Here is a 20,831-nt window from a genome sequence, read left to right on the forward strand (position 1 = left end):
GCCCCGGGCACTCCGGGCGCCCGAGGAGCTCCGCGGAGCACGCGCGCTATCGCCCTGGGCGGGAAGCGGTGAAGCCGTGCTTCCACAATCGCTCGACGCCGAGAAGAACGGTCTCGCCGGGCGCGCGCAAGGATGCCAAGTTTCAACCAACATCGAAGGTTTCGTGATCGGAACGTGACATTCGATACGTCTTCGGTTAGCCTTGAACGGTCGCGGCCCCGGAGGGCCGTTTCTCGCAGTGAACGGCAAGCGAACGATAGGCAGATTATTCTCGTGATTCAGAACCCCAGCACGGACGTCGTGCTCTCCGGCGAAGCCGCGAAGCCGGCTCCCGCGAAGGCAAAGCGAATCGCTCAGATGGCCGGTGCCGCGGCGCTCAGCTTCGGTCTGGTGGGCACCTTCAGTATCCCCGCCTACGCCACCGCGCCCGAGGCGGAGGGAATTCCCGACGGCTTCGCCGCCGCCCAGACGCTGCAGACCGCTGACGTCGACGACACGGTGCTCCCGCTCGCCGCCCCCGAAGGTCAGGTGAGCACGGTCGTGCTCGAGCAGGAGCGCGCCGAGAAGGAAGCCGAGGAGGCCGCAGCCCGCGCCGCCGAAGCGCAGGAGCAGGCCGCGGCGGCGAGCCAGACGCAGGGCTCCAAGGAGTTCACCGGACAGGACGTGCCCGCCGGCGCCGGCGCCCAGGGCATCGTCAACGCGGCACTCGCGCAGCTCGGCCAGTTCCAGGACTGCACCGCGCTCGTCGAGCGCTCGCTGCGCGCCATCGGCATCCCCGCCGGCGACCTCGGCACCCAGGTCGGCGAGTACACCGGTCTCGGCGGATCGCTCGTGACCAGCGGCGACTACGCTCCCGGTGACGTGCTCATCTGGTCCGGCCGCCACGTCGCCGTCTACATCGGCAACGGCCAGGCCGTCCACGGCGGCTTCGGCGGCAACCAGACGGTCGTCGCCAGCGCCTTCATCGACGGTTCGCCCGACGGCGTCGTCCGCTTCGGCTGATCCACATCACACTCGCGAGGGGCGGGCGGGGCTTCGGCTCCGCCCGCCCCTCGCGTATGCGGGTGAGCTGTCGTGACAGTGCTCCGCGGGATGAGGGCCGAGACCACCGCGCGGGAGTTCCGTGCTCACCACGACTGCTAGAATCGATGCTCGGTGCGCAGCCACGGTTGCCCCACGCCTTGGTAGCTCAGTGGATAGAGCACCGCTCTCCTAAAGCGGGTGTCGGAGGTTCGATTCCTCTCCAGGGCACTTCGGTCGCTTCGCTCCCTTCGTGCCCTGTCGAGGAATCTCTGAGAACCTTGAACGCGGCCCGAGGACGGGCTGCGCGCCGTGGCCGCGCGACGCGATGCGTCGCTCTGAGCGGCCGGGCGGGTTCGATTCCTCTCCAGGGCACTTCGGTCGCTTCGCTCCCTTCGTGCCCTGTCGAGGAATCTCTGAGAACCTTGAACGCGGCCCGAGGACGGGCTGCGCGCCGTGGCCGCGCGACGCGATGCGTCGCTCTGAGCGGCCGGGCGGGTTCGATTCCTCTCCAGGGCACTTCGGTCGCTTCGCTCCCTTCGTGCCCTGTCGAGGAATCTCTGAGAACCTTGAACGCGGCCCGAGGGCGGGCTGCGCGCCGTGGCAGCCGCGCGCACTCGCTGGGCTCGCCTCGGCGCGGCCGCGGATCAGTCGCGGTGGGGGAGGCGGGTGACCTCGTTGCCGTCCTGGTCGAGCAGCACCAGTTCGTCTCCGTCGACGCGGGCGGACTCGGGCCAGGGCTCGATCACCTCGGCGTCGTCCAGGCAGGCCATCTTCGTCTGGGCGAGGGTGCCGAACACGAAACGGTCGCCGTCGAAGGACCCCATTCCCGAGAGCCGGTTGCAGCCGTCCGTGCCGGACACCCGGCCGTCGTCCTCGATGGTGATGTTCGGCGACGGATCGTCGCCGCCCCAGCTCCCGACGAAGTCGGAGGAGCCGGAGGAGGCGCAGCCGCCGAGAGACAGCAGGGCGGCGCCGGCCAGGATCAGGATTCCCACGCGATGAGTGCTCATAGAAGACACTCTCGCATGAAGAAGTGCGCACAGGAAAGGGAAAGATTCCGTGCTACACGATCCCGACGAACACGATCACCAGCAGCGGGATCGCGATGAACGCCGCACCCAGGTACAGGGGGATCACCCAGCGATGCGCCGAAGCGAGGCGAGCGAAGTTCTCGGCCAGCCACAGGGGGACCGGCCGCAGCACCGGGATCACGTAGATGAGCAGGATCGCGAATGCGTTGTAGAGCAGGTGCACGAAGGCCGCCTGCAGGCCGATCTGGGCCGTGCTGCCCGCCCCCTCGGCCGCGAAGGCGGCGAACACCACCGTGAGCGTCGTCCCGAGGTTCGCCCCAACCGTCACCGGGTAGATCTGCCGCGGCGTCAGCACCCCCGCGCCCGCGAAGGGCACGAGCACCGAGGTGGTGATCGTCGACGACTGCGTGAGCACCGTCACCCCCAGCCCCGTCGCCATCGCCGCGTAGCGGTTGCGGCCCACCGCCCGGGTCAGCGCCTCGCGCGCCCTCCCCACCATGAGGCCCTTGAGCAGCTTGCCGAGGTACTTCACGGCGACGAGGATCAGGATCGCGCCGAGCACGACGTTGAAGAGCGGCCCGAGATGCTCGCTGAGGGCGCGCGTGAGCGCGAGCACGGAGTCGACGAAGGGATTCGTGAGCGTCTGCACGATATTGAAGTGCGAGGGATCCGGCAGCCAGCTCGTCTCCGAGAGCTGCGTGGCGAGCGCACCGCTCATCCGCTCCAGCGGATGCCAGGCCAGTTCGATCGGGAAGAAGATCGCGAGCGACAGCCAGTTGTAGAAGTCGTGGATCGACGAGGCGCCGAGCGCGCGGCGCAGCTCCACCCGGTCTCCCAGGAAGGTGAGCGCGACGAGGGTGGTGGTCACCGTGGTGCCCACATTGGCGCCGAGGATCACCGGGATCGCGCCCTGCACCGAGAGCGCCCCGGCGCCGACGGCGGTGACCGCGATAGCCGTCACCGTGGTGGAGGACTGGATCACCACCGTGCCGAGCACGCCGACGAAGAGGCCCACCCAGGGATGATCGGCGAAGGCGAACAGCGCGCGCGCAGCGTCGCCGCTCAGGCCGGCGAAGCCGCGGCTGATGATGCTCACCGCGCAGATCAGCAGGTAGATCAGCGCCGCCGTTCCGCACCAGCCGAGCACTCGCTCCCATTGCGGAAGCGCCCGGGGGTGCCCATCGGCCTGCACGCTCACGCACCCATGGTACCCCCGGCGATCAGTGGGCAGTGCTACCGCGATGAGGAAGCTATGCGGTGCGCCTGCTCAGCGCGGACGCGGTGCCCCGGCCGTTCCGGAAGTCGCGTCGAAGATGATGGAATGGGACCATGATGCACAGTGCGCCACGCATGAACCCGCTGGAGTCGCGGGCCTGGCTCGGGCTCGTCGGCGTTTCGCAGGTGCTGCCGCACGTCCTCGATGCGCAGCTGCTGCGCGACTCCCGGCTCACGCACTTCGAGTTCACCGTGCTCTCGGCGCTGTACACGGCACCCGACGCCACGCTGCGCATGTCCCAGCTCGCGGATCGCACCGCAGCGACGCTTCCCCGGCTCTCGCACGTGTGCACGCGCATGGAGAGCCGGGAGCTGGTCGAGCGCTTGCAGTGCGCGCAGGATCGCCGCGCCACCGATGTGCATCTCACGGCGCTGGGGCGGCGCCTGTTCATCCGGGCCATTCCTCGCCATATCGAGCTGGTGCGGCAGCTCGTGATCGACTCGCTCACCCCGGAGCAGCTTGAGGCGCTCGCCGACATCACGGAGGCGATCGGCGCGCGGCTCGAGGCGCATCGCGGCTGAGCGAGCGGGGAGGATCTCCGGGCGGGTGCGGCCCGCGGCCGCGGCGCTGAGTCGGCGGCCCGCCCCCTAGCGCGGGCAGCGGCGGCACGGGCAACGGGGCGCGCAGGGGTGGGCGTCTCGCAGCGCCCGGTCTCACCGCTTTCGCGGCTTGCCGGGGGTCTTCTCCCAGACGCGTCCGGGAAGATTGTCGCGACAACCATATTGCGAAAGCTGGGAGAAAGCTATGGTCGAGCCTGCCGCGCGGAAGACGGTCAAGCAGGAGCGGGACGAACGTCGCGCGGAGAAGGTCGCCGCCTATCAGCGGCAGCGAGCCGCGGAGCAGCGCCGGCGCCGCATCGCCCTCATCAGCGGCGTCGTCGGCGCAGTCGCGATCCTGGGGCTGCTCGTCACCTTCATCGCCACCGCTGCTCCCCGCCAGGAGCGCCCCCAGGACATGGCGATCCCCGGCCTGCAGGAGTACCCGGGGTTGCCGGCGAACCACGTCACCACCCCGGTCGACTACGAGGCCGAGTACGGTGCCCAGCCTCCCGCGGGCGGAGACCACCACCCCGTCTGGCTGAACTGCGGCGTGTACGAGCAGCCGCAACCCAACGAGAACGCGGTGCACGCGCTGGAGCACGGCGCCGTCTGGGTCACCTACGATCCCGATGCCGTCTCTGGCGAGGAGCTTGCGTCACTGAGGGACGCGCTTCCCGACCAGTACGTCATCCTCTCGCCGTTCCCCGGCCTGCCGGCGCCGATCGTGGCCTCCGCCTGGGGTGCGCAGATCCAGATGGACAGTCCCGACGACGAGCGCCTCCAGCAGTTCATCGACCGCTTCTGGAAGTCGGCCGACGCCCCGGAGCCGGGCGCAGCCTGCACCGGAGCCATCGACGGGCCCGGCCGTGTCGCCTGAGGTCGTGCGACCCGCGGCCGAGGCCGGGGCGGTGCCGGAGGCCGAGGTGCCGTCCGAAGCCGGCGAAGCGGGCGACGGGAGGTCCGGCGCGGCTCAGCCGCACCGCAGCGCCGCCGGCCTCACCGCCTTCATCGCGGTCGCCCTCGCCCTCGTGCTCGTCGCGGTGTCGCTGATCGCGGGCCGCGTTACCGCCGTCGCCGAGCCGAGCCCCAGCACCCGCAGCGCGGAGGCCGGCTTCGCCCGCGACATGCAGACCCACCACGATCAGGCCGTTCAGATGTCGATGATCGTGCGGGACCGCAGCGACGACCCCGAGGTGCGGCTGCTCGCCTACGACATCGCCACTTCCCAGTCGCAGCAGGCCGGCCAGATGTTCGGCTGGCTCGCCGTCTGGGGGCTGCCGCAGGCCTCACCCGATCCGCCGATGACCTGGATGCGGCTGCCCGTGCTGAGCGACGCGGGCGGAGCCGCTCACTCGGATCATGCGAGTGCCGCCACGGACGCCGGGGCGGACGCCGGAGCCATGCCGGGCATGGCCACCCGGGAACAGCTCGACGAGCTGCGCCGGCTCTCGGGGCGGGACGCCGAGCGGCTGTTCCTCCAGCTCATGATCGCGCACCACCAGGGCGGGATCGAGATGGCCGAGGGAGTGGTCGCGCGCAGCGGCAATCCCGTCGTCACCGATCTCGCGGGCAGCATGGTCACCGCACAGCGCGCGGAGGTCTCGCTCATGGAGGCCATGCTCGCCGATCGCCCCGCGGAGTGAAGCAGAAGTATAGCGGGATCGCCGCCCCGATCCCAGGCTCATCGACCGGATCGTGATCCGTCACCCAGGATCGCTAGACTGCGAGAACGAGCCTGGAGGTGCAGTGACCGATCTGAGGAACATGACCGGTGGGCGAGAACTCGTCATGGTGTCGAATCGACTGCCGGTCGACCGGGTGGTCGAGGAGGACGGGAGCACGTCGTGGCGCGCATCGCCCGGAGGCCTCGTGACGGCCGTGGAGCCCATCGTCGAGCAACTCGGCTGCCTCTGGGTGGGCTGGGCGGGCAGCGCCGATGAACGGATCGAGCCCTTTGAGATCGGCGCGATGCGTCTCGCGCCCGTCGAGCTCAGCTCCGAGGACGTGGAACGGTACTACGAGGGCTTCTCCAACGGCACGCTGTGGCCGCTCTACCATGACGTGATCGCGCAGCCCGAATACCACCGCGAGTGGTGGGACCGTTACCAGCAGGTCAACCGCCGCTTCGCCGAGCGGGTCGCCGAGGCCGCCGCCGAGGATGCGATCGTGTGGGTGCACGACTATCAGCTGCAGCTCGTGCCGGCCATGCTCCGCGAACTGCGCCCGGACCTCACCATCGCCTTCTTCCTGCACATCCCCTTCCCGCCCAGCCGGCTCTTCGCCCAGCTTCCCTGGCGCAAGCGCATCGTCGAGGGGCTGCTCGGCGCCGATGTGGTCGGATTCCAGCAGGTCACCGACGCGGTCGCCTTCCGGATGACCGTCGAGCGCTTCACCCGGGCTCCGGCGCTCGGAAACACGGTCGTCGTGCCGAGCACCCCCGATGAGGGCTCGCGTACGGTGCTCGCGCAGGAGTTCCCGATCTCGATCGACGCCGAGGCCTTCGCCGAGGTGGCGCGGCGGCCCGAGGTGCGGCGGCGCGCGGAGGAGATCCGCGAGGAGCTGGGGAACCCGCGCACGCTGATGCTCGGGGTCGACCGCCTCGACTACACGAAGGGGATCCGTCACCGGCTGAAGGCCTACAAGGAGCTGCTGGAGGACGGCGAGATCGATCCCGCCGAGACGGTCTTCGTGCAGGTCGCCACCCCGAGCCGCGAACGCGTCGACGCCTACCGCCAGCTGCGGGACGAGGTCGAGGTGACGGTCGGCCGGATCAACGGCGACCACGGCACCATTGGCCGGGCACCGCTCGTCTACCTGCACCGCGGCTACTCCCGCGAGGAGATGGTGGCGCTCTACCTCGCCGCCGACGTGCTGCTGGTGACGCCGCTGCGCGACGGCATGAACCTCGTCGCGAAGGAGTACGCGGCGTGCCGCCTGGACGAGCGCGGCGTGCTCGTGCTGAGCGAGTTCGCCGGCGCCGCCGATGAGCTCCGCGACGCCCTGCTGGTGAACCCGCACGACATCGAGGGGCTCAAGGCGGCGATCGTGCGCGCGGCGCTGATGCCCCTCGAGGAGCAGCGACGCCGCATGCGCTCCCTCCGCCGCGCCGTGGACGACAACGACGTGGCGCACTGGGCGGCCGGGTACCTCGGCTCGGTGCTCGCCGCAGCCGAAGCGCGCCGCATCGGCCCGGGCGGAGAGCGCACAGAGCCGATCCAGGTCAGCACCGCCTTCGTGCCGCGCAGCATCGACGACCGGGTCCGCCGTCTCGCATCGGCGCCCTCGATCATCGTCGCCACCGACTTCGATGGTACGCTCGCACCCATCGTCCCGCGGCCGCAGGATGCGCGGATCCTGCCGCGCGCCAAGCAGGCGCTCGACGTGCTCGCCGGCTCGCCCGGCACGGCCGTCACACTGCTGACGGGACGCTCTCTCGCGGGCCTCGCGGAGACGGGCCTGCAGAGCGGCGCCTGGATCGTCTCCGGCTCTCACGGCTCGGAGCTCGAGGGGCTGGAGGCCCGCACGGGCACGAGCGAGGAAGCACCCACCGAGGAGGAGCAGGAGCGGCTGCGCGCGCTCGCGCGGCGCTTCGAGCGGGTGCTCGGCGGCGAGACCGGGGTGCGGCTCGAATACAAGCCGTTCGGGATCGCGGTGCACACGCGCGAGGTGCCGGAACCCGAGCAGGCGGAAGAGCTGCTGGCGGCGGCCGTCGAGCTGGGGAACGCGGCGGGCATGCACACCCGCGCCGGCAAGCAGGTGCGCGAGTTCTCGGTGCGCGCCGCGGACAAGGGCTCGGTGCTGCAGCGCATCCGCGACACCCTGCCCCCCGGGCCGGTGCTGTTCCTCGGCGACGACGTCACCGATGAAGACGTGTTCGTGTCGCTCGAGGCGGACGACCTCGGCATCAAGGTGGGCCCGGGGGAGACGGCAGCCGACGAGCGGGTGCCGGATCCCGAGACCGCGGCCGCCGTGCTCGCGCTGCTCGCCGAGCTGCGCACGGGCGTCGTGATCGGCTCCGAGTGAGCCGGATCGGGCCCCGCAGAACGAGATGAACGGAGACGACATGAGCGCAGCCGAGCCCCGTAGCTTCGGCGTGGAAGAGGAGTACCTGCTGCTCGACGCCGAGCACGGCACGCCCGTCGACCTGGCGTCCGTGCTCGTGCGCTCCGCCTCGGACGAGGTGGCGCCCGCTGAGCGCGAGTTCTTCTCGAGCCAGCTGGAGACGGCGACGCCCGTCTGCCGCACGGCGGGCGAAGCCCTCGAAACGCTCGCCGGCTTCCGCGCGGAGCTGTCGCGCAGGGCCGCCGACCGCGGCGCCGTGCTGGCCAGCTCGGGACTGCCGCCGCTGGGCGGCGAGGAGGCCGGCACCGTGACGCCCAAGCCCCGCTACCGAGAGCTCGACGCGGAGATGCGCGGCGCCGCCGCGCATCAGTATGTGACGGGCACGCACGTGCACATCGGCGTGCCCTCACCCGACGCCGGAGTGGAGGTGCTCGCGCGACTGGCGTCGTGGGCGCCCGCGCTGATCGCGATGACCGCGAACTCGCCGATCTGGTGCGGCGAGCCGAGCGGCTTCGCGAGCTGGCGGCACATCCGCAACATGACCTGGCCGCTCGCCGGGTACCCGCCGGAGTTCGCGAGCGGGGAGGAGTATGCTCGCGAGGTCGAGCGCCTGGTGACGAGCGGCGTGCTGCTCGACGCCGGCGTGGTCACCTGGCTGGCGCGGCTCTCGGAGCGCTACCCGACGGTGGAGCTGCGCATCGCGGACGCGCAGCTCACCGCCGACGACGCCGTCGACTTCGCTCTCATCGCCCGGGCGCTCGTGGAACGCGCGCTCGCCGAAGCCGGGGAGGGGAAGCCGCGTCCGGGTGCGACGCCCGGACTCGTGAGCGGTGCGATCTGGATGGCCGCGCGGGACGGGCTGAGCGGGACGCTCATCGACCCGGTCACGGCCCGCGCCGTACCCGCGCACGAGATGCTGGAGGGCATGGTCGCCTCCGTGGAGGGGGAGCTGCGCGCCAGCGGCGATCTGGAGCGCGTCCGCTCCTACCTCGCCCGGCTGCGGGCGACGGGAGGTCCCGCGCGCCGGCAGCTCGAGCGCTTCGCGGAGGGCGGCGTGCAGGGCCTGCTGGGGCTTTACCGGGAGGCCTCGGGCGCCGCGTAACCGATCTCGATTCCGGGGTAGCCCGCGACGCCGGGGCTGCTCGCGATCAGCTCGCGGGTGATCGCCTCCCGGGGGTTCGCGAGCACGCGCTCCGTCTCGCCGGTCTCGACCACGCGGCCGTCGTGCAGCACCACCAGCCGCTCGCACACGGAGCGCACCGCGGCGAGGTCGTGGGAGATGAACACCAGCGTGAGGCCCCGGCTCCGCTGCACCTCACGCAGCAGCGCGAGGATGCCCGCCTGCGTGGACATGTCGAGCGCCGAGACCGGTTCGTCGCACACCAGCAGCTGCGGCGCCGCCGCGAGGGCCCGGGCGATGGCGATCCGCTGCCGCTGTCCGCCCGAGAGGCTTGCGGGCCGGCGGCGCAGCAGCTCGTCTCCGAGCCCGACCTGCGCGAGCAGCTCCGCTGGCGTGGGCGCGGGCACCGGCGCGAACGGCGGAGCGCCGGCCCCCGAGGAGCGGGACGAGCGCCGGGAGCGGGGGATCGACGCGGCGAGGATCCGCTCCACCCTCCAGCGGGGGTCGAAGCTCGCGAGCGGGTCCTGCGGGATGAGCCGCACCCGGGGCGGCGGGTCCGCGCGCTCGACGGCGCCCTCGTCGGGGCGCTCGGCGCCCACCAGCAGCCGCGCCAGGGTGCTCTTGCCCGCGCCCGACGCTCCCACCACGCCGACGGCCTCGCCGCGCCGCAGTTCGAGCTCGACGCCGTGCAGGCCCGCCGTCCCGCCGCCCGGCGCTCCGTAGCGACGGGCGGCGCCGCGCAGGGCGAGCAGCACGGGTCCGGGAGCCTGCGATCCCGCTGCAGCTGCGCCGGCCGCCTGCGATCCCGCCCCCGTGCCCACCTCAGCCCGCGGCTTCGGTCCGCGCGGCATCGCCGCGATCAGCGCTCGCGTCCTCGGGTGCCGTGGAGCCGTGAACACCTGCCCGATCGGCCCGGCCTCGGCGATCCTGCCGCCGTCGAGCACGGCGATCCGATCCGCCACCCGCGCCGCGCTCGCGAGCTCGTGGGTGATGAGCACCACCGCGGCGCCGCGGTCCCGCACCTCCGCGAAGAGGCGCAGCACGCGCGCCGCGGTCGTCGGATCGAGCGCGGCGGTGGGCTCATCGGCGACGAGCAGCCGCGGGGAGGTGACGAGCGCCGAGGCGATCAGCGCGCGCTGCCGCATCCCGCCGGAGAGCTCGCCGGAGCGCTGCCCGAGCCGTGCGGCCGCATCGGGCAGGCCGGCCGCTTCGAGCGCCGCGATCACCGCCGAGCGCCGCGCCCTCCCGCGGACGCCGCGGATCGCGAGCGCCTCGCCCACCTCGGCCTCGATGGTGCGCAGCGGGTCGAGTGACTGCAGCGCATCCTGCAGCACCAGCGACACCGTGCCGCCGCGCAGCCCGCGCCAGGCGCGGCGGCTCAGCCGCCGCGCATCCCGGCCCGCCAGCTCGAAGCGATCCGCCGAGACCCGCCAGGCCGGGTCGGTCTGCGTGAGGCCGAGCAGGCTGCGCGCGAGCACGGACTTGCCCGCGCCCGACTCGCCCACCACTGCCAGGCACTCGCCGGCGCGCACGCTCAGGGACACCCCGTCGAGCACGCGGCCGCCGGGCCCTGCGAGGTCGACACGCAAGCCTTCGACCCGCAGCACCGGCTCCGCCTGCGATCCTCCCTCAGCCACGCGGCACCCCTCCGATCCGCCGCCCCAGCACCGTGAGCGCCGCGGCGGTCGCGACGATCGCGAGCCCCGGGCACACCGTCATCCACCACGCGGTGGTGAGGTAGACCCGCCCCGCGTTCAGCATCGCGCCCCACTCCGGCGAGGGCGGCGGCGCACCCAAGCCGAGGAAGCCGAGCGCTGAGACCCACACGATCGCCTGACCGATCCCGAGCGTCGCCGCCGCGGCCAGCGGCCACAGCGCGTTCGGCGCGATATGGCGGGTGAAGACGCGCACCGGGCCTGCGCCGTCGAGGCGTGCCCACTCCACGTAGCCGCTCGATGCGATGCCGCGCACCCGAGCGCGCAGCATGCGCGCGTACCCCGGGATCGTCGCCAGTCCGATCGCGAGCACCGAGGCCTCGGGCCCCGCGCCCATCACCGCGATGAACAGCAGCGCCATCACCAGGGTGGGCAGCGCGAACAGCACCTCGAAGGCCCGGGCGAGCGCGGCGTCCAGCAGCCGGGGGCCGAGGCCCGCCGCGAAACCGAGCACGGCGCCGATCCCGATTCCGATGGCCGTCGCCGCCGCCCCGATCCCCACCGAGGCCGCGGCCCCGTGGACGACGCGGGTGAAGAGATCACGGCCCGACTCGTCCGTGCCGAAGGGGTGCGACGGCGAGGGCGGGGCGAACGCCTCGGCGGGGTGCACCGCCAGCGGATCGCCCGGCGCGAGCACGCCCGGTGCGCACACCGCGATGGCCGTGAGGAGCAGCACGGCGAGGCTCAGCAGTCCCGGCCAGCCGAGGGAGCGGGCGGTCCGGACGAGGGAGCGGGCGGCGCGGCCGAGGGCGTTCATGAGCCCACCGCCTCGCCGGCAGCGCGCGCCGGGCGGGCGGCCGGGCTGCGCCGCAGCCGCGGATCGACGAGAACCTCCGCGAGATCGGACAGCAGCATGATCGCGACGTAGAGCAGCGCGATCACCACCACCGCGCCCATCACCACGGGCACGTCGCGCACGGTTGCGGATTCGAGCAGCAGGCGGCCGAGTCCCTGCCGCGCGAAGAGCGCCTCCACCACCACCGCGCCGCTCAGCAGCGAGCCGTAGGCCCAGCCCGAGAGCGCGATCCCGGGCAGGGCCGCGTGCCGGAGGGTGTGGCGCAGCAGCACGCGGCTCTCGGCGGCGCCGCGCGCCCGCGCGGTCGTCGCGAAGGGGGCCTCGTCGGCCTCGGCGAGCGAGCCCTGCAGCACGTGGGCGAGATAGCCGGCGATCGGGATCGCGAGGGTGACCACGGGCAGCACGAGACCCGCCGCTCCGTCGCCTCCGCTCGTCGCGGGCAGCACGCCGAGGCCGCTCGCGAAGACGAGGATCAGCACCGCGCCGACGAAGAACTGCGGGGTGACCGAGGCGACCGTCTGCACCGCGCTCAGCGCCCCCCGCACCGCCCGGCCGAGACCGCCGCGGCTCACCGCGGCGATCAGCGCGCCGGTGAGGGCCAGCGCCCAGGCCAGCAGCAGCGCGAGGGTCGAGATGAGCAGCGTGGGCGGCAGATTCGCGGCGAGCAGCTCGGTCACGGGCAGCTTGCGGGCGTAGGAGTCGCCGAACTGCAGTGTGGCCGCGCGCCAGAGCTGGGTGAGGTACTGCACGGCGAGTGGCCGGTCCAGCCCGTAGGCGGCTTCCGCCCGCGCGACCGCCTCCGGGCCGGCCTGCGATCCTGGGCCGCCCAGGATCGCCTCGAGCGGGTCGCCCGAGAGGCGCAGCACGAAGAACACGACCGTCGCCGTCAGCCAGACGACGAGCGCGGCCGCGCCGAGGCGCCGCGCGACCGCGAGCGCGATCCGCGTTGCGCGTCCGGCGATGCGCCGCTGGGCCATCTCCTCGCCCGGCCGCTCGGCTACTCGGTGAGCTGCGCGTCGACGAAGGTGGGCGTCGCGACCGTGCCGAGCGTCGTCACGCCGCTCACCCCGCGCAGCAGGAAGTGGTTCTGCTGATCGTAGAGCGGCAGCACCGCGAAGCTCTCCAGGATGCGCTGCTGCGCCTCGGCGTAGAGCTCCGCGCGGCGATCCTCGTCGAGCGTCGCGGAGGCCTCGTCGAGGACCCCGTCGAGCTCGGCGTCGCGCAGCATCGCGTGGTTCGCGAAGTACCCCGAGGGGGCGGGAACGGTGCCGTCGGAGTGGTAGAGGATGCGCAGCACGTCCGGGCCCACCTTCGTGTAGGGCGCGCTCACCGCCTCGTACTCGTGCGCGCCGAGCGCGCCGTACCAGCTGCTCAGGTCGAGCGGGCTGAGCTCGACGTCGAAGCCGACCGCGGCGGTGTTCACCTGGATCTGCTCGAAGAGGGACTGCTCGGCGGCGGTCGACTGGTTGGTGCTCACCGGGAAGCGCACGGTGAGGGTCTTGCCGTCCTTCACGCGCACCCCATCGGCGTTCCGTTCCGTCCAGCCCGCGGCGTCGAGCAGCTCGTTCGCCGCGGCGGCGTCCGTTGCGAACAGGCTCTCGTCGCTCACGGCCGTCGGCTCGGTGCTCGCGAGTGGTGAGAAGGAGCGGGGCGCGGTGCCCTGGAACAGCGCCTCGATGCCGGGATCCGGATCGGCCGCGCGGATGAAGGCCTCGCGGACGCGGATGTCGTCGAAGGGTGCCTGGGAGGTGTTGAGCTCGATGCGGTTGACCGAGCCGGGGCGCGGAGCGTCGATGTGGGCGAGCTGCTCGTCGTTCTCGGCGGCGACGATGTCGGCGGGCAGCGGGTTGTCGATCACGTGCACCTCGCCCGAGTTTAGGGCTGCGATACGCGTGGCCGCGTCGGGGATGAAGCGCCACTCGATCCGCTCCAGATGCGCCGGGCCTTCGTGCTCGGCTTCGGGTCCCGGGGTGCGGTAGTCGTCATTGCGCACGAGCAGCACCTGCTGCTGCGGGGTCCACGACTCGACGACGAACGGCCCGGTGCCGATGGGAGCCTGGCAGTTCTCATCCATGCCGCGGGCGATCCCGGCGGGGGACTGGATCGCGGTCCACTGCTGGCTGAGCGATTCGAGCAGCGCCGAGTCGGGTGAGGAGAGGCGGAAGCGCAGCCGCGTCGCGTCGAGCACCTCGACCTCGGTGATCTTCTGTACCGCGAGATAGCCGGTGGAGGACTGCGTCTCGGGATCCTGCAGGTGCTCGATGTTCGCCTTGACCGCCTCGGCGTCGAGCGGGGTGCCGTCGGTGAACGTCACGCCGTCGCGCAGGGTGAAGTCCCAGCTGAGTCCGTCGTCGCTCGCCTGCCACTCGGTGGCGAGCCAGGGCTGGATCTGCCCGCTCGCGTCGCGGCCCACGAGGGGCTCCAGGAACTGCGTGGAGAGCAGCGCCTGCGGGTAGTTGCCGCCGACGTGCGGGTCCAGGCACGTGGGCTCGGCGTCGCCCGTCGCGTAGACGAGGGTGCCGCCCTCGACGGGGGTGCCCGATCCGGCGTCGTCGCCCGCGCCCGGCCCCGCGCAGGCACTGAGCAGGGTGGCCCCCGTGGCGGCGAGGGCGAGCAGGGCGAGGCCGCGGGCGGCGCTGCGGGGGCGAGGATGGCGGATCATGACAGCGCAGAACTCCCGATATTCTTGGAACGAGTCAAACAAAGCGAGTGTAGCGCATGCGGCACCGAGTCCCGCGCCGCGCGGGCGGACCGTGCGGAGGCCCGTGCGAGCCGGGCGGCGGTCGGCGCCGTGCCGGTAGGGTGGAGGGCATGCGCACCCGCGGTCGCCCTCACGCCTCGTCGCGGGAGTGGCTCGCCGACGCGGCCTGCGAGCTGTTCCTGGAGCAGGGGTACGAGGCGACCTCGGTGACGGAGATCACGCGCCGGGCCGGGGTGAGCCGCTCCAGCTTCTTCAACTACTTCGCCGGGAAGTCGGAGATCCTCTGGTATGTGCTCGACCGTCGCATCGACGCCCTGCTCTCCGCGCTGGCCGATCCGGCGACGGGGCTCTCCGCCGCGCTGGATCGCTTCGCCGAGGGGGAGTCGCCGGAGACGCTTGCGCTCGCGATCGTCGAGGAGCGCAACATGGGTGTGGCCGAGGAGCTCGCCGCGGGAAAGGCGTCGCGCCAGGCGAGGATCGCCGCGGCGATCGCCGCGCGCCTCGAACGCGGGGGCACGGATCCGGTCACCGCCGAGATCCGTGCCGCGGGCTACGCGGCCGCGCTGCTCTCAGCCGTGTGGCGCTGGGCGCAGATGGGCGCGGGACGTCACCGGCTGGACGCCGTGCTCGCGGAGGCGATCCGCGTCGCACATGCGACGCTCAGCTGATCGTTCACCCGACCGGGCTCGGCCTGGCGCTCGCCGGACGGTCCTCGAAGGCATGCGCCGGCACCACGAAGAGCAGCATCGCCGCAGCGAGCAGTGACGCGCCGCCGCACACCAGCCACACGGTCACGTAGCCCTCGAAGCTGCCCGCGGTGCCGCCGGAGGCGGCGCCCGTCGTGCCCTGCATCAGCGCGATGCCGAACACCGCGGAGGCGATGGCACCGCCCACGGTCTTCGTCGAGTTCGTGAGCCCCGTCGCGACGCCGGTGCGGTTCTCGGGCGCCGCAGCGGCGGCCGCGGTGGGCAATGCCGCCACGAGGGCGCCCGATCCGAGTCCGACGATCACCATATTGGTCACCACCTGCGCGAAACTGTGGTGGAACGGCAGGAACATGAGGTAGCCGGCGCCGATGCAGCCTGCAGCGCCGGCGAGCGCGAGCCGTGGGGTGATGCCGCGAGCCGCGAGCGGGAACAGCAGCGCTCCCGTGACCATGCCGAGCAGGTAGATGCCGATGGCGAGCGAGGCGACGAAGCCCCCTGCGCCGATCCCATAGCCGTACACCTCCGGATCCGTGCGCATGAAGGTCGACAGCGGGGCCTGCGCGCCGAGCACGCTCACGCCGAAGAGCGATGCGGTGAGGAAGACGGGCGCCAGCGCGGGGGAGCGGAAGAGACGCACATCGATGAGCGGATCCCGGTGCCGCAGTTCCCACAGTGCGAAGGGGACCACCAGGAGCACCCCCAGCAGCACCACGCCCCAGGCGAGCGGGTCGCCCACCCCGTGCAGGCGGAGCAGGCTGAGGCCTCCCGTGAAGGCGATCAGCGCGAAGGACACGAGTGTCAGGCCCACGAGGTCGAGCCGGCCTCCCAGCCGGGTGGGGGACTCGGCGACCCCGAAGAAGACCACCGCGAAGCAGGCCGCGACGAGCAGGCCGGGCACCAGCAGCACGGGCAGCAGCGGCAGGCGGTCAACCAGCGCACCCCCGAGGAGCGCGCCGCTGATCGCTCCGGTCTCCAGTGCGGCCACGAGCAGCCCGGCGGCCTTCGCGGTGATCGCGGCCCGGTTCTCGCGGCCGAGCGTCCGCGACCAGATGAGGGCGATCTCGAGCGGCAGCCACGCCACGTAGAAACCCTGCAGCGTCCAGGCGGCGAGGAAGAATCCGAAACTGTGCGCGAAGGGAAGCGCGAGCGTCGCCACGGCCGTGATCGCCGTCGCCCAGAGCAGCATGCGGCGGTGCCCCACCATGTCGCCCAGCTTCGCGAAGGCGGGCACCACGAGCGCCGACAGCATCAGCTGCGAGCCCTCGAACCAGTTGACGTCGGCGTCACCGATGCCGAGATGCCGCGCGATATCGGTGAGCATCGGCGTGTAGTAGCCCTGGATGAAGCCGCTGGTGAACTCCACGAACGCCAGGAACGCGACCACGCCCGCGAGCGGGCCGAGGAGTCGTCGTGCCATCCGTTCCCCCTGTGCGTGCGGCCCCCGGCGGATCCCGGAGTCTCCTGAGGCGAGCATATCGGGTGCCGTCACAGGGCCTGGAGCAGTGCGCGGTGGAAGGCCTCGCCGCGGGCCAGCTCCGAGACGGCGACCCGCTCGTCGACGCCGTGGATGGTGGCCCGCAGCTCGGCCGACATGGCGAGCGGGGCGAAGCGGTAGCAGGCGGTGGTGAAGGGGTGGAAGTGGCGGGCATCGGTCGCGGCCATCATCACGTAGGGGACCGTGAGCGCGTCGGGGTGGGAGCGCGCGACCGCGTCGGCGATGAGGGCGAACTGCGCCGTGTCGGTCGGCGACTCGGGTGAGGGCTCATCGCCCGAGAGCACCTCGACCGAGACGCGCCGGTCCGCGATCCTCCGGCGCACCCGCCGCACGGTGCCGGTGACCGTGCCGCCCAGCGCGATCCGGAGGTTCACGGTGGCGCTCGCCTGCGAGGGCAGCACGTTCGCGGCCGTTCCCCCCGCGAGCATGGTCGGCGCGACCGTGGTGCGCACGAGCGCTGCCGGCTCGCCGCCGAGGCGGACGAAGAGGCGTGCCGTGAGCCACGGCGAGGCGGCGAGCACCCGGTAGAGGAGCCGGCCCGCGCCCCGGGAGCGCCCTGCGAGCAGCTCGATCATGCGGGTGACCGCGGCCGGCGTGCGGGCCGGGAAGGCGTTCGGAGTGAGGCGCGCCACCGCCCGGCTCACCCGCCCCGCCGCGGTCAGCCGCGGGGGTGCGGAGGCGTGGCCGCCCTCGCCGCTGGCGCTCAGCCGCAGCGTGAGGGTGCCCTTCTCGCCCACGCCCACCATCGCGGCGCGTCCGCGGACCAGCGGCAGCGGCGCGTCGACGACGGCGCCGCCCTCGTCGAGCACCAGCCAGGGCCGGATGCCGCGCTCGCGGAAGGTCGCGGCGATGGCGCGCGCCGCGCCGCCGAAGGTCTCCTCGTTGCCGCCGAAGGAGAGATAGACGTCGCGGGCCGGGGTGAAGCCCTCGGCCAGCAGCCCCTCCACGGCCTCCATGATGACCAGCAGCGGTCCCTTGTCGTCGAGGGCGCCCCGGCCGTACACGAAGCGATCGTCGCGGCTGCCGGATGCGCCGTCGTCCTTTGCGCGGCGCCGTGGGCGGGAGGCGTACGTGCCGTCACCGCCCGGCGCGATCCTGCCCGCGAAGGGCGGGTAGCTCCAGTCGTCCCGCTCGTCGACGGGAACCACGTCGAAGTGCGCCATCAGGACGGCGGGGTCGAGGCCGGGGTCGGCTCCCGGCCAGCGGAGGAGTAGACCGAGGTCGGTGATCCGCTCGCGGTGCAGGCGCGCATGCGTGAGCGGGTAGAGCTCGGCGAGCAGCGCGATGAAGCGCTCGAAGGGCTCGTGTCCGCGCTCCTCGATCTCCGCCGAGACGGTGGGCAGCTGGATCATCCGCGACAGCCGCTCGGCCGCGCCGCTCGCCTCCCGATCCGTCCCCGCTGCCGTCTCCCGACCGTCCGCCGTCGCACCGCGCGCGGCGGTGCGCTCGCCCCTGGTCTCCCGCATGCCCTCACGCTACCGGGTTCCTGCGGCGAGCGCCTCCCGTCCCGGGGCGCGCAGAGGGGAGGGATGCGTCGCGGACCGGCCGCGCCCGGTGAGCGGGAGAAGCGAGAAACGGATGGCTCGCGAATGCGCTCAGAGCACCGCCGCGAGGCGGGTGCCCTGGTCGATGGCGCGCTTCGCGTCGAGCTCGGCGGCGACGTCGGCGCCGCCGATGAGGTGGGCCGCGATCCCGAGCCCCGAGAGCTCCTCGTGCAGCTCGCGCGCGGGATCCTGCCCGGTGCACAGCACGATCGTGTCGACCGGGAGCGCGAGTTCCTCGCCCTCGAGCAGCAGGTGCAGGCCGGCGTCGTCGACCCGCCGGTACTCGACCCCCGGGACCATGCGCACCCCGCGCCGGCTCAGCTCCGTGCGGTGGATCCAGCCGGTCGTCTTGCCGAGTCCTGCCCCCACCTTGCTCGTCTTGCGCTGCAGCAGGGCGACGGAGCGGCGCGGGCGCAGCTCGGCGGGCTCGGTCAGCCCGCCCGGCCGGGCGTAGGCGGGATCCACGCCCCAGTGCGCCAGGAAGGCGGCGACCGCCGCGTGCCCCTCCGGGGGAGCGGGGCGATGCTCGCGCTCGGCAGCGGGCCCCTGCTCCGGATCGGGCGCGGCGGTGGCGCCGGCTTCGGCGTCCGCGGCTTCGGCGTCCGCGGTGAGGAACTCCGCGACGTCGAAGCCGATGCCGCCCGCGCCCAGGATCGCGACGCGCTCGCCCACCGGCGCCCCGCCGCGCAGCACGTCGAGATAGCCGAGCACGCTGGGGTGATCGAGCCCCTCGATGTCCGGCAGCCGCGGGTGCACCCCCGTGGCGAGGACGATCTCGTCGTAGCGCCCGCCGCTCAGTTCGGCAGCGGTCACCCGGTGGCCCAGCCGCAGATCGACGCCGGTCTCCGCGAGACGGCCCTCGAAGTAGCGGAGCGTCTCCCCGAACTCCGCCTTGCCCGGCACCCGCATCGCGACATTGAGCTGCCCGCCCACCCGGTCCGCGGCCTCGAAGAGCGTGACCGCGTGGCCGCGGGAGGCGGCCGTGGTCGCACAGGCGAGCCCGGCAGGGCCGGAGCCGACGACCGCGATGCGCTTGCGCGCGACGGCGGGCGTGAGGATCAGCTCGGTTTCGTGTCCGGCGCGCGGATTGACCAGGCAGGAGGTGAGCTTGCCGGCGAAGGTGTGGTCGAGGCAGGCCTGGTTGCAGCCGATGCAGGTGTTGATGCGCGCCGGCTCGCCGCGGGCGGCCTTGCCGACGAAGCCGGGATCGGCGAGGAAGGGGCGCGCGAGCGAGACGAGATCGGCGTCGCCCGCGGCGAGAAGGCGCTCGGCCGTCTCGGGCGCGTTGATCCGGTTCGTCGTGACGAGCGGGATCGGCACCTCACCCCGGAGCTGCCGGGTGACCCACGCGAATGCGCCGCGCGGCACGGAGCTCGCGATGGTCGGGATGCGGGCCTCGTGCCAGCCGATCCCGGTGTTGAGCAGCGTCGCCCCGGCCCCGGCGATCAGCCGCGCGAGGGCGATCACCTCCTCGCGAGTGGCGCCGTCGGGCACGAGGTCGAGCATCGACAGGCGATACACGATGATGAAGCGCTCGCCGACGGCCTCGCGCACTCGGCGCACGATCTCGAGCGGGAAGCGGGCCCGGTGCTCGAAGGGGCCGCCCCAGCGGTCGCGGCGGTGGTTCGTGCGCGGCGCGGTGAACTCGTTGATGAGGTAGCCTTCGGAGCCCATGATCTCGACGCCGTCGTAGCCGGCCGACTGTGCGAGCCGGGCGGTGCGCACGTAGTCGTCGATGGTGCGCTCGATGCCGGCGTCGGTGAGCTCGCGCGGGGTGAACGGCGAGATCGGCGCCTGCAGCGCGCTCGGGGCGACGATGTCCGGGTGCGCGCCGTAGCGGCCGGCGTGCAGGATCTGCAACGCGATCCGCCCGCCGGCGGCGTGCACCGCCTCGGTCACGACGCGGTGCTGCGCGGCCTCGGCGGCGCTCGTGAGCGTCGCGGCGCCGGGTTTCAGCCGGCCCTCGGCGTTGGGTGCGATGCCGCCGGTGACGATCAGCGCGGCCTCGGTGCGCTCGGCGTAGAACGCGGCGAGCCGTTCGAAGCCGCCGGGCACCTCTTCGAGTCCGAGATGCATGGAGCCCATCACGATCCGGTTGGGGAGGGTGACGAAGCCCAGGTCGAGGGGCTCGAAGAGATGCGGGTAGTACTGCGCTGCCATGCCTCCGCCGTTCATTCGCTCGGGTGCCCCGAATGTAGCGTCGCCCGCGCCGCCTGTCGAGTGCGCTGTGCGCGCTCCACAATCGGCCGGGCGCGGGCGGGCCGAGGACAGCGGAGACGACGAAGGGGGTGCGGGGCCGAAGCCCCGCACCCCCTCACCGCGTGCGTCTTAGAGCGCGCGGATGTTGCTCGCCTGCAGGCCCTTGGGGCCCTGCTCGACGTCGAACTCGACGCGCTGGTTCTCGAAGAGATCGCGGCGGCCGCTGCCCTGGATCGCGCTGAAGTGCGCGAAGACGTCGGAGGCTCCGTCATCGGGAGTGATGAAGCCGAAGCCCTTTTCGGAGTTGAACCATTTCACGGTGCCAGTGGTCATGCTGTTTTCCTTCGTGTTGCTGGCCGAAGACTCGGCCGGGGTACCACGGCGACGGCGCCGACGTGGAGACTGGTAGCGTGCCTCGACCCGAGGGTCTCGGCGTAAAACGTGCTGGATTGTTCCTACGTTCGGCATTACTGGTCTTGGGTTCCAGCGTAGCCCACTCTGAGCTGTGGAACCTGAGATCGTGACCTTCCTGTGTCTTTCGGGCCCCTGGGCGACTTGACACTTCGCATTCCGGGCGTAGGGTTACTTATGGTCAAAGTGACTATAAGTAGCCCCGCGCGGGG

At 72.6% G+C, this 20,831-nt stretch carries 17 protein-coding genes and 1 tRNA gene; 8 read left to right on the forward strand and 10 right to left on the reverse strand.

Features of this window, described 5'->3' with window-relative positions; translation table 11 throughout:
- Positions 1-273 precede the first annotated feature (273 nt).
- Both B4915_RS12970 and B4915_RS12975 read left to right on the forward strand, forming a co-directional pair.
- Entirely contained in the window at positions 274-1,002 is a 729-nt protein-coding gene (locus B4915_RS12970; RefSeq protein ID WP_105806229.1) for an NlpC/P60 family protein, read from the forward strand.
- Between the two features lie 176 nt (positions 1,003-1,178).
- Positions 1,179-1,251, forward strand: a tRNA-Arg gene (locus B4915_RS12975).
- Between the two features lie 416 nt (positions 1,252-1,667).
- Here the strand turns inward: B4915_RS12975 and B4915_RS12980 are convergent.
- Together B4915_RS12980 and B4915_RS12985 are read right to left on the reverse strand one after the other, a co-directional pair.
- Positions 1,668-2,033 (reverse strand): META domain-containing protein, encoded by a 366-nt coding sequence (locus tag B4915_RS12980; RefSeq protein ID WP_105806230.1) that lies wholly within the window; start codon positions 2,031-2,033, stop codon positions 1,668-1,670.
- A 52-nt stretch (positions 2,034-2,085) separates the two neighbouring features.
- Positions 2,086-3,252: a Na/Pi symporter gene (locus B4915_RS12985; RefSeq protein WP_219845125.1), complete on the reverse strand. Its 1,167-nt coding sequence runs from the start codon at positions 3,250-3,252 to the stop codon at positions 2,086-2,088.
- Positions 3,253-3,383: 131 nt separating this feature from the next.
- Between B4915_RS12985 and B4915_RS12990 the strand changes: the two genes are divergently transcribed.
- The 5 genes from B4915_RS12990 (at position 3,384) to B4915_RS13010 (ending at position 9,033) form a co-directional block, all read left to right on the forward strand.
- Positions 3,384-3,851 (forward strand): MarR family winged helix-turn-helix transcriptional regulator, encoded by a 468-nt coding sequence (locus B4915_RS12990; protein ID WP_245907504.1) that lies wholly within the window; start codon positions 3,384-3,386, stop codon positions 3,849-3,851.
- Positions 3,852-4,074: 223 nt separating this feature from the next.
- Positions 4,075-4,746 (forward strand): thioredoxin-like domain-containing protein, encoded by a 672-nt coding sequence (locus B4915_RS12995; RefSeq protein ID WP_105806232.1) that lies wholly within the window; start codon positions 4,075-4,077, stop codon positions 4,744-4,746.
- Between the two features lie 4 nt (positions 4,747-4,750).
- A complete protein-coding gene (locus tag B4915_RS13000; protein ID WP_245907505.1) occupies positions 4,751-5,512 on the forward strand; it encodes a DUF305 domain-containing protein in 762 nt (253 codons plus the stop codon).
- A 121-nt stretch (positions 5,513-5,633) separates the two neighbouring features.
- A complete protein-coding gene (locus tag B4915_RS13005) occupies positions 5,634-7,892 on the forward strand; it encodes a bifunctional alpha,alpha-trehalose-phosphate synthase (UDP-forming)/trehalose-phosphatase (protein WP_105806281.1) in 2,259 nt (752 codons plus the stop codon).
- A 40-nt stretch (positions 7,893-7,932) separates the two neighbouring features.
- Positions 7,933-9,033 (forward strand): carboxylate-amine ligase, encoded by a 1,101-nt coding sequence (locus B4915_RS13010; protein ID WP_105806282.1) that lies wholly within the window; start codon positions 7,933-7,935, stop codon positions 9,031-9,033.
- On the opposite strand, the gene B4915_RS13015 is transcribed toward B4915_RS13010, so the two are convergent.
- From B4915_RS13015 to B4915_RS13030, 4 genes are read right to left on the reverse strand one after another with little or no spacing between them, the layout of a single operon-like run.
- On the reverse strand, positions 9,006-10,688 hold the full coding sequence (locus B4915_RS13015) for an ATP-binding cassette domain-containing protein (RefSeq protein WP_105806233.1): 1,683 nt from the start codon (positions 10,686-10,688) through the stop codon (positions 9,006-9,008). The genes B4915_RS13010 and B4915_RS13015 overlap by 28 nt on opposite strands.
- On the reverse strand, positions 10,681-11,523 hold the full coding sequence (locus B4915_RS13020; protein WP_105806234.1) for an ABC transporter permease: 843 nt from the start codon (positions 11,521-11,523) through the stop codon (positions 10,681-10,683). Before B4915_RS13020 ends, B4915_RS13015 begins: the two co-directional genes overlap by 8 nt.
- Positions 11,520-12,539, reverse strand: coding sequence for an ABC transporter permease (locus B4915_RS13025; RefSeq protein ID WP_105806235.1), 1,020 nt, complete (start codon positions 12,537-12,539; stop codon positions 11,520-11,522). Before B4915_RS13025 ends, B4915_RS13020 begins: the two co-directional genes overlap by 4 nt.
- A gap of 20 nt (positions 12,540-12,559) precedes the next feature.
- Entirely contained in the window at positions 12,560-14,224 is a 1,665-nt protein-coding gene (locus tag B4915_RS13030) for an ABC transporter substrate-binding protein (protein WP_105806236.1), read from the reverse strand.
- A gap of 149 nt (positions 14,225-14,373) precedes the next feature.
- Between B4915_RS13030 and B4915_RS13035 the strand changes: the two genes are divergently transcribed.
- Positions 14,374-14,931: a TetR/AcrR family transcriptional regulator gene (locus B4915_RS13035; RefSeq protein ID WP_105806237.1), complete on the forward strand. Its 558-nt coding sequence runs from the start codon at positions 14,374-14,376 to the stop codon at positions 14,929-14,931.
- A 4-nt stretch (positions 14,932-14,935) separates the two neighbouring features.
- Here B4915_RS13035 and B4915_RS13040 read toward each other — a convergent pair whose 3' ends face one another.
- From B4915_RS13040 to B4915_RS13055, 4 genes are all read right to left on the reverse strand, one after another.
- Complete coding sequence (locus tag B4915_RS13040) at positions 14,936-16,387, reverse strand: MFS transporter (protein WP_105806238.1); 1,452 nt, start codon at positions 16,385-16,387, stop codon at positions 14,936-14,938.
- Positions 16,388-16,455: 68 nt separating this feature from the next.
- Positions 16,456-17,931 (reverse strand): M20/M25/M40 family metallo-hydrolase, encoded by a 1,476-nt coding sequence (locus tag B4915_RS13045; RefSeq protein WP_105806239.1) that lies wholly within the window; start codon positions 17,929-17,931, stop codon positions 16,456-16,458.
- A gap of 129 nt (positions 17,932-18,060) precedes the next feature.
- Entirely contained in the window at positions 18,061-20,169 is a 2,109-nt protein-coding gene (locus B4915_RS13050; protein WP_105806240.1) for an NADPH-dependent 2,4-dienoyl-CoA reductase, read from the reverse strand.
- 168 nt (positions 20,170-20,337) lie between these two features.
- Complete coding sequence (locus B4915_RS13055; RefSeq protein ID WP_105806241.1) at positions 20,338-20,541, reverse strand: cold-shock protein; 204 nt, start codon at positions 20,539-20,541, stop codon at positions 20,338-20,340.
- Positions 20,542-20,831: the final 290 nt, after the last annotated feature.

The sequence above is a fragment of the Leucobacter massiliensis genome, assembly GCF_002982315.1.
In the GTDB taxonomy this organism is placed as follows: domain Bacteria; phylum Actinomycetota; class Actinomycetes; order Actinomycetales; family Microbacteriaceae; genus Leucobacter; species Leucobacter massiliensis.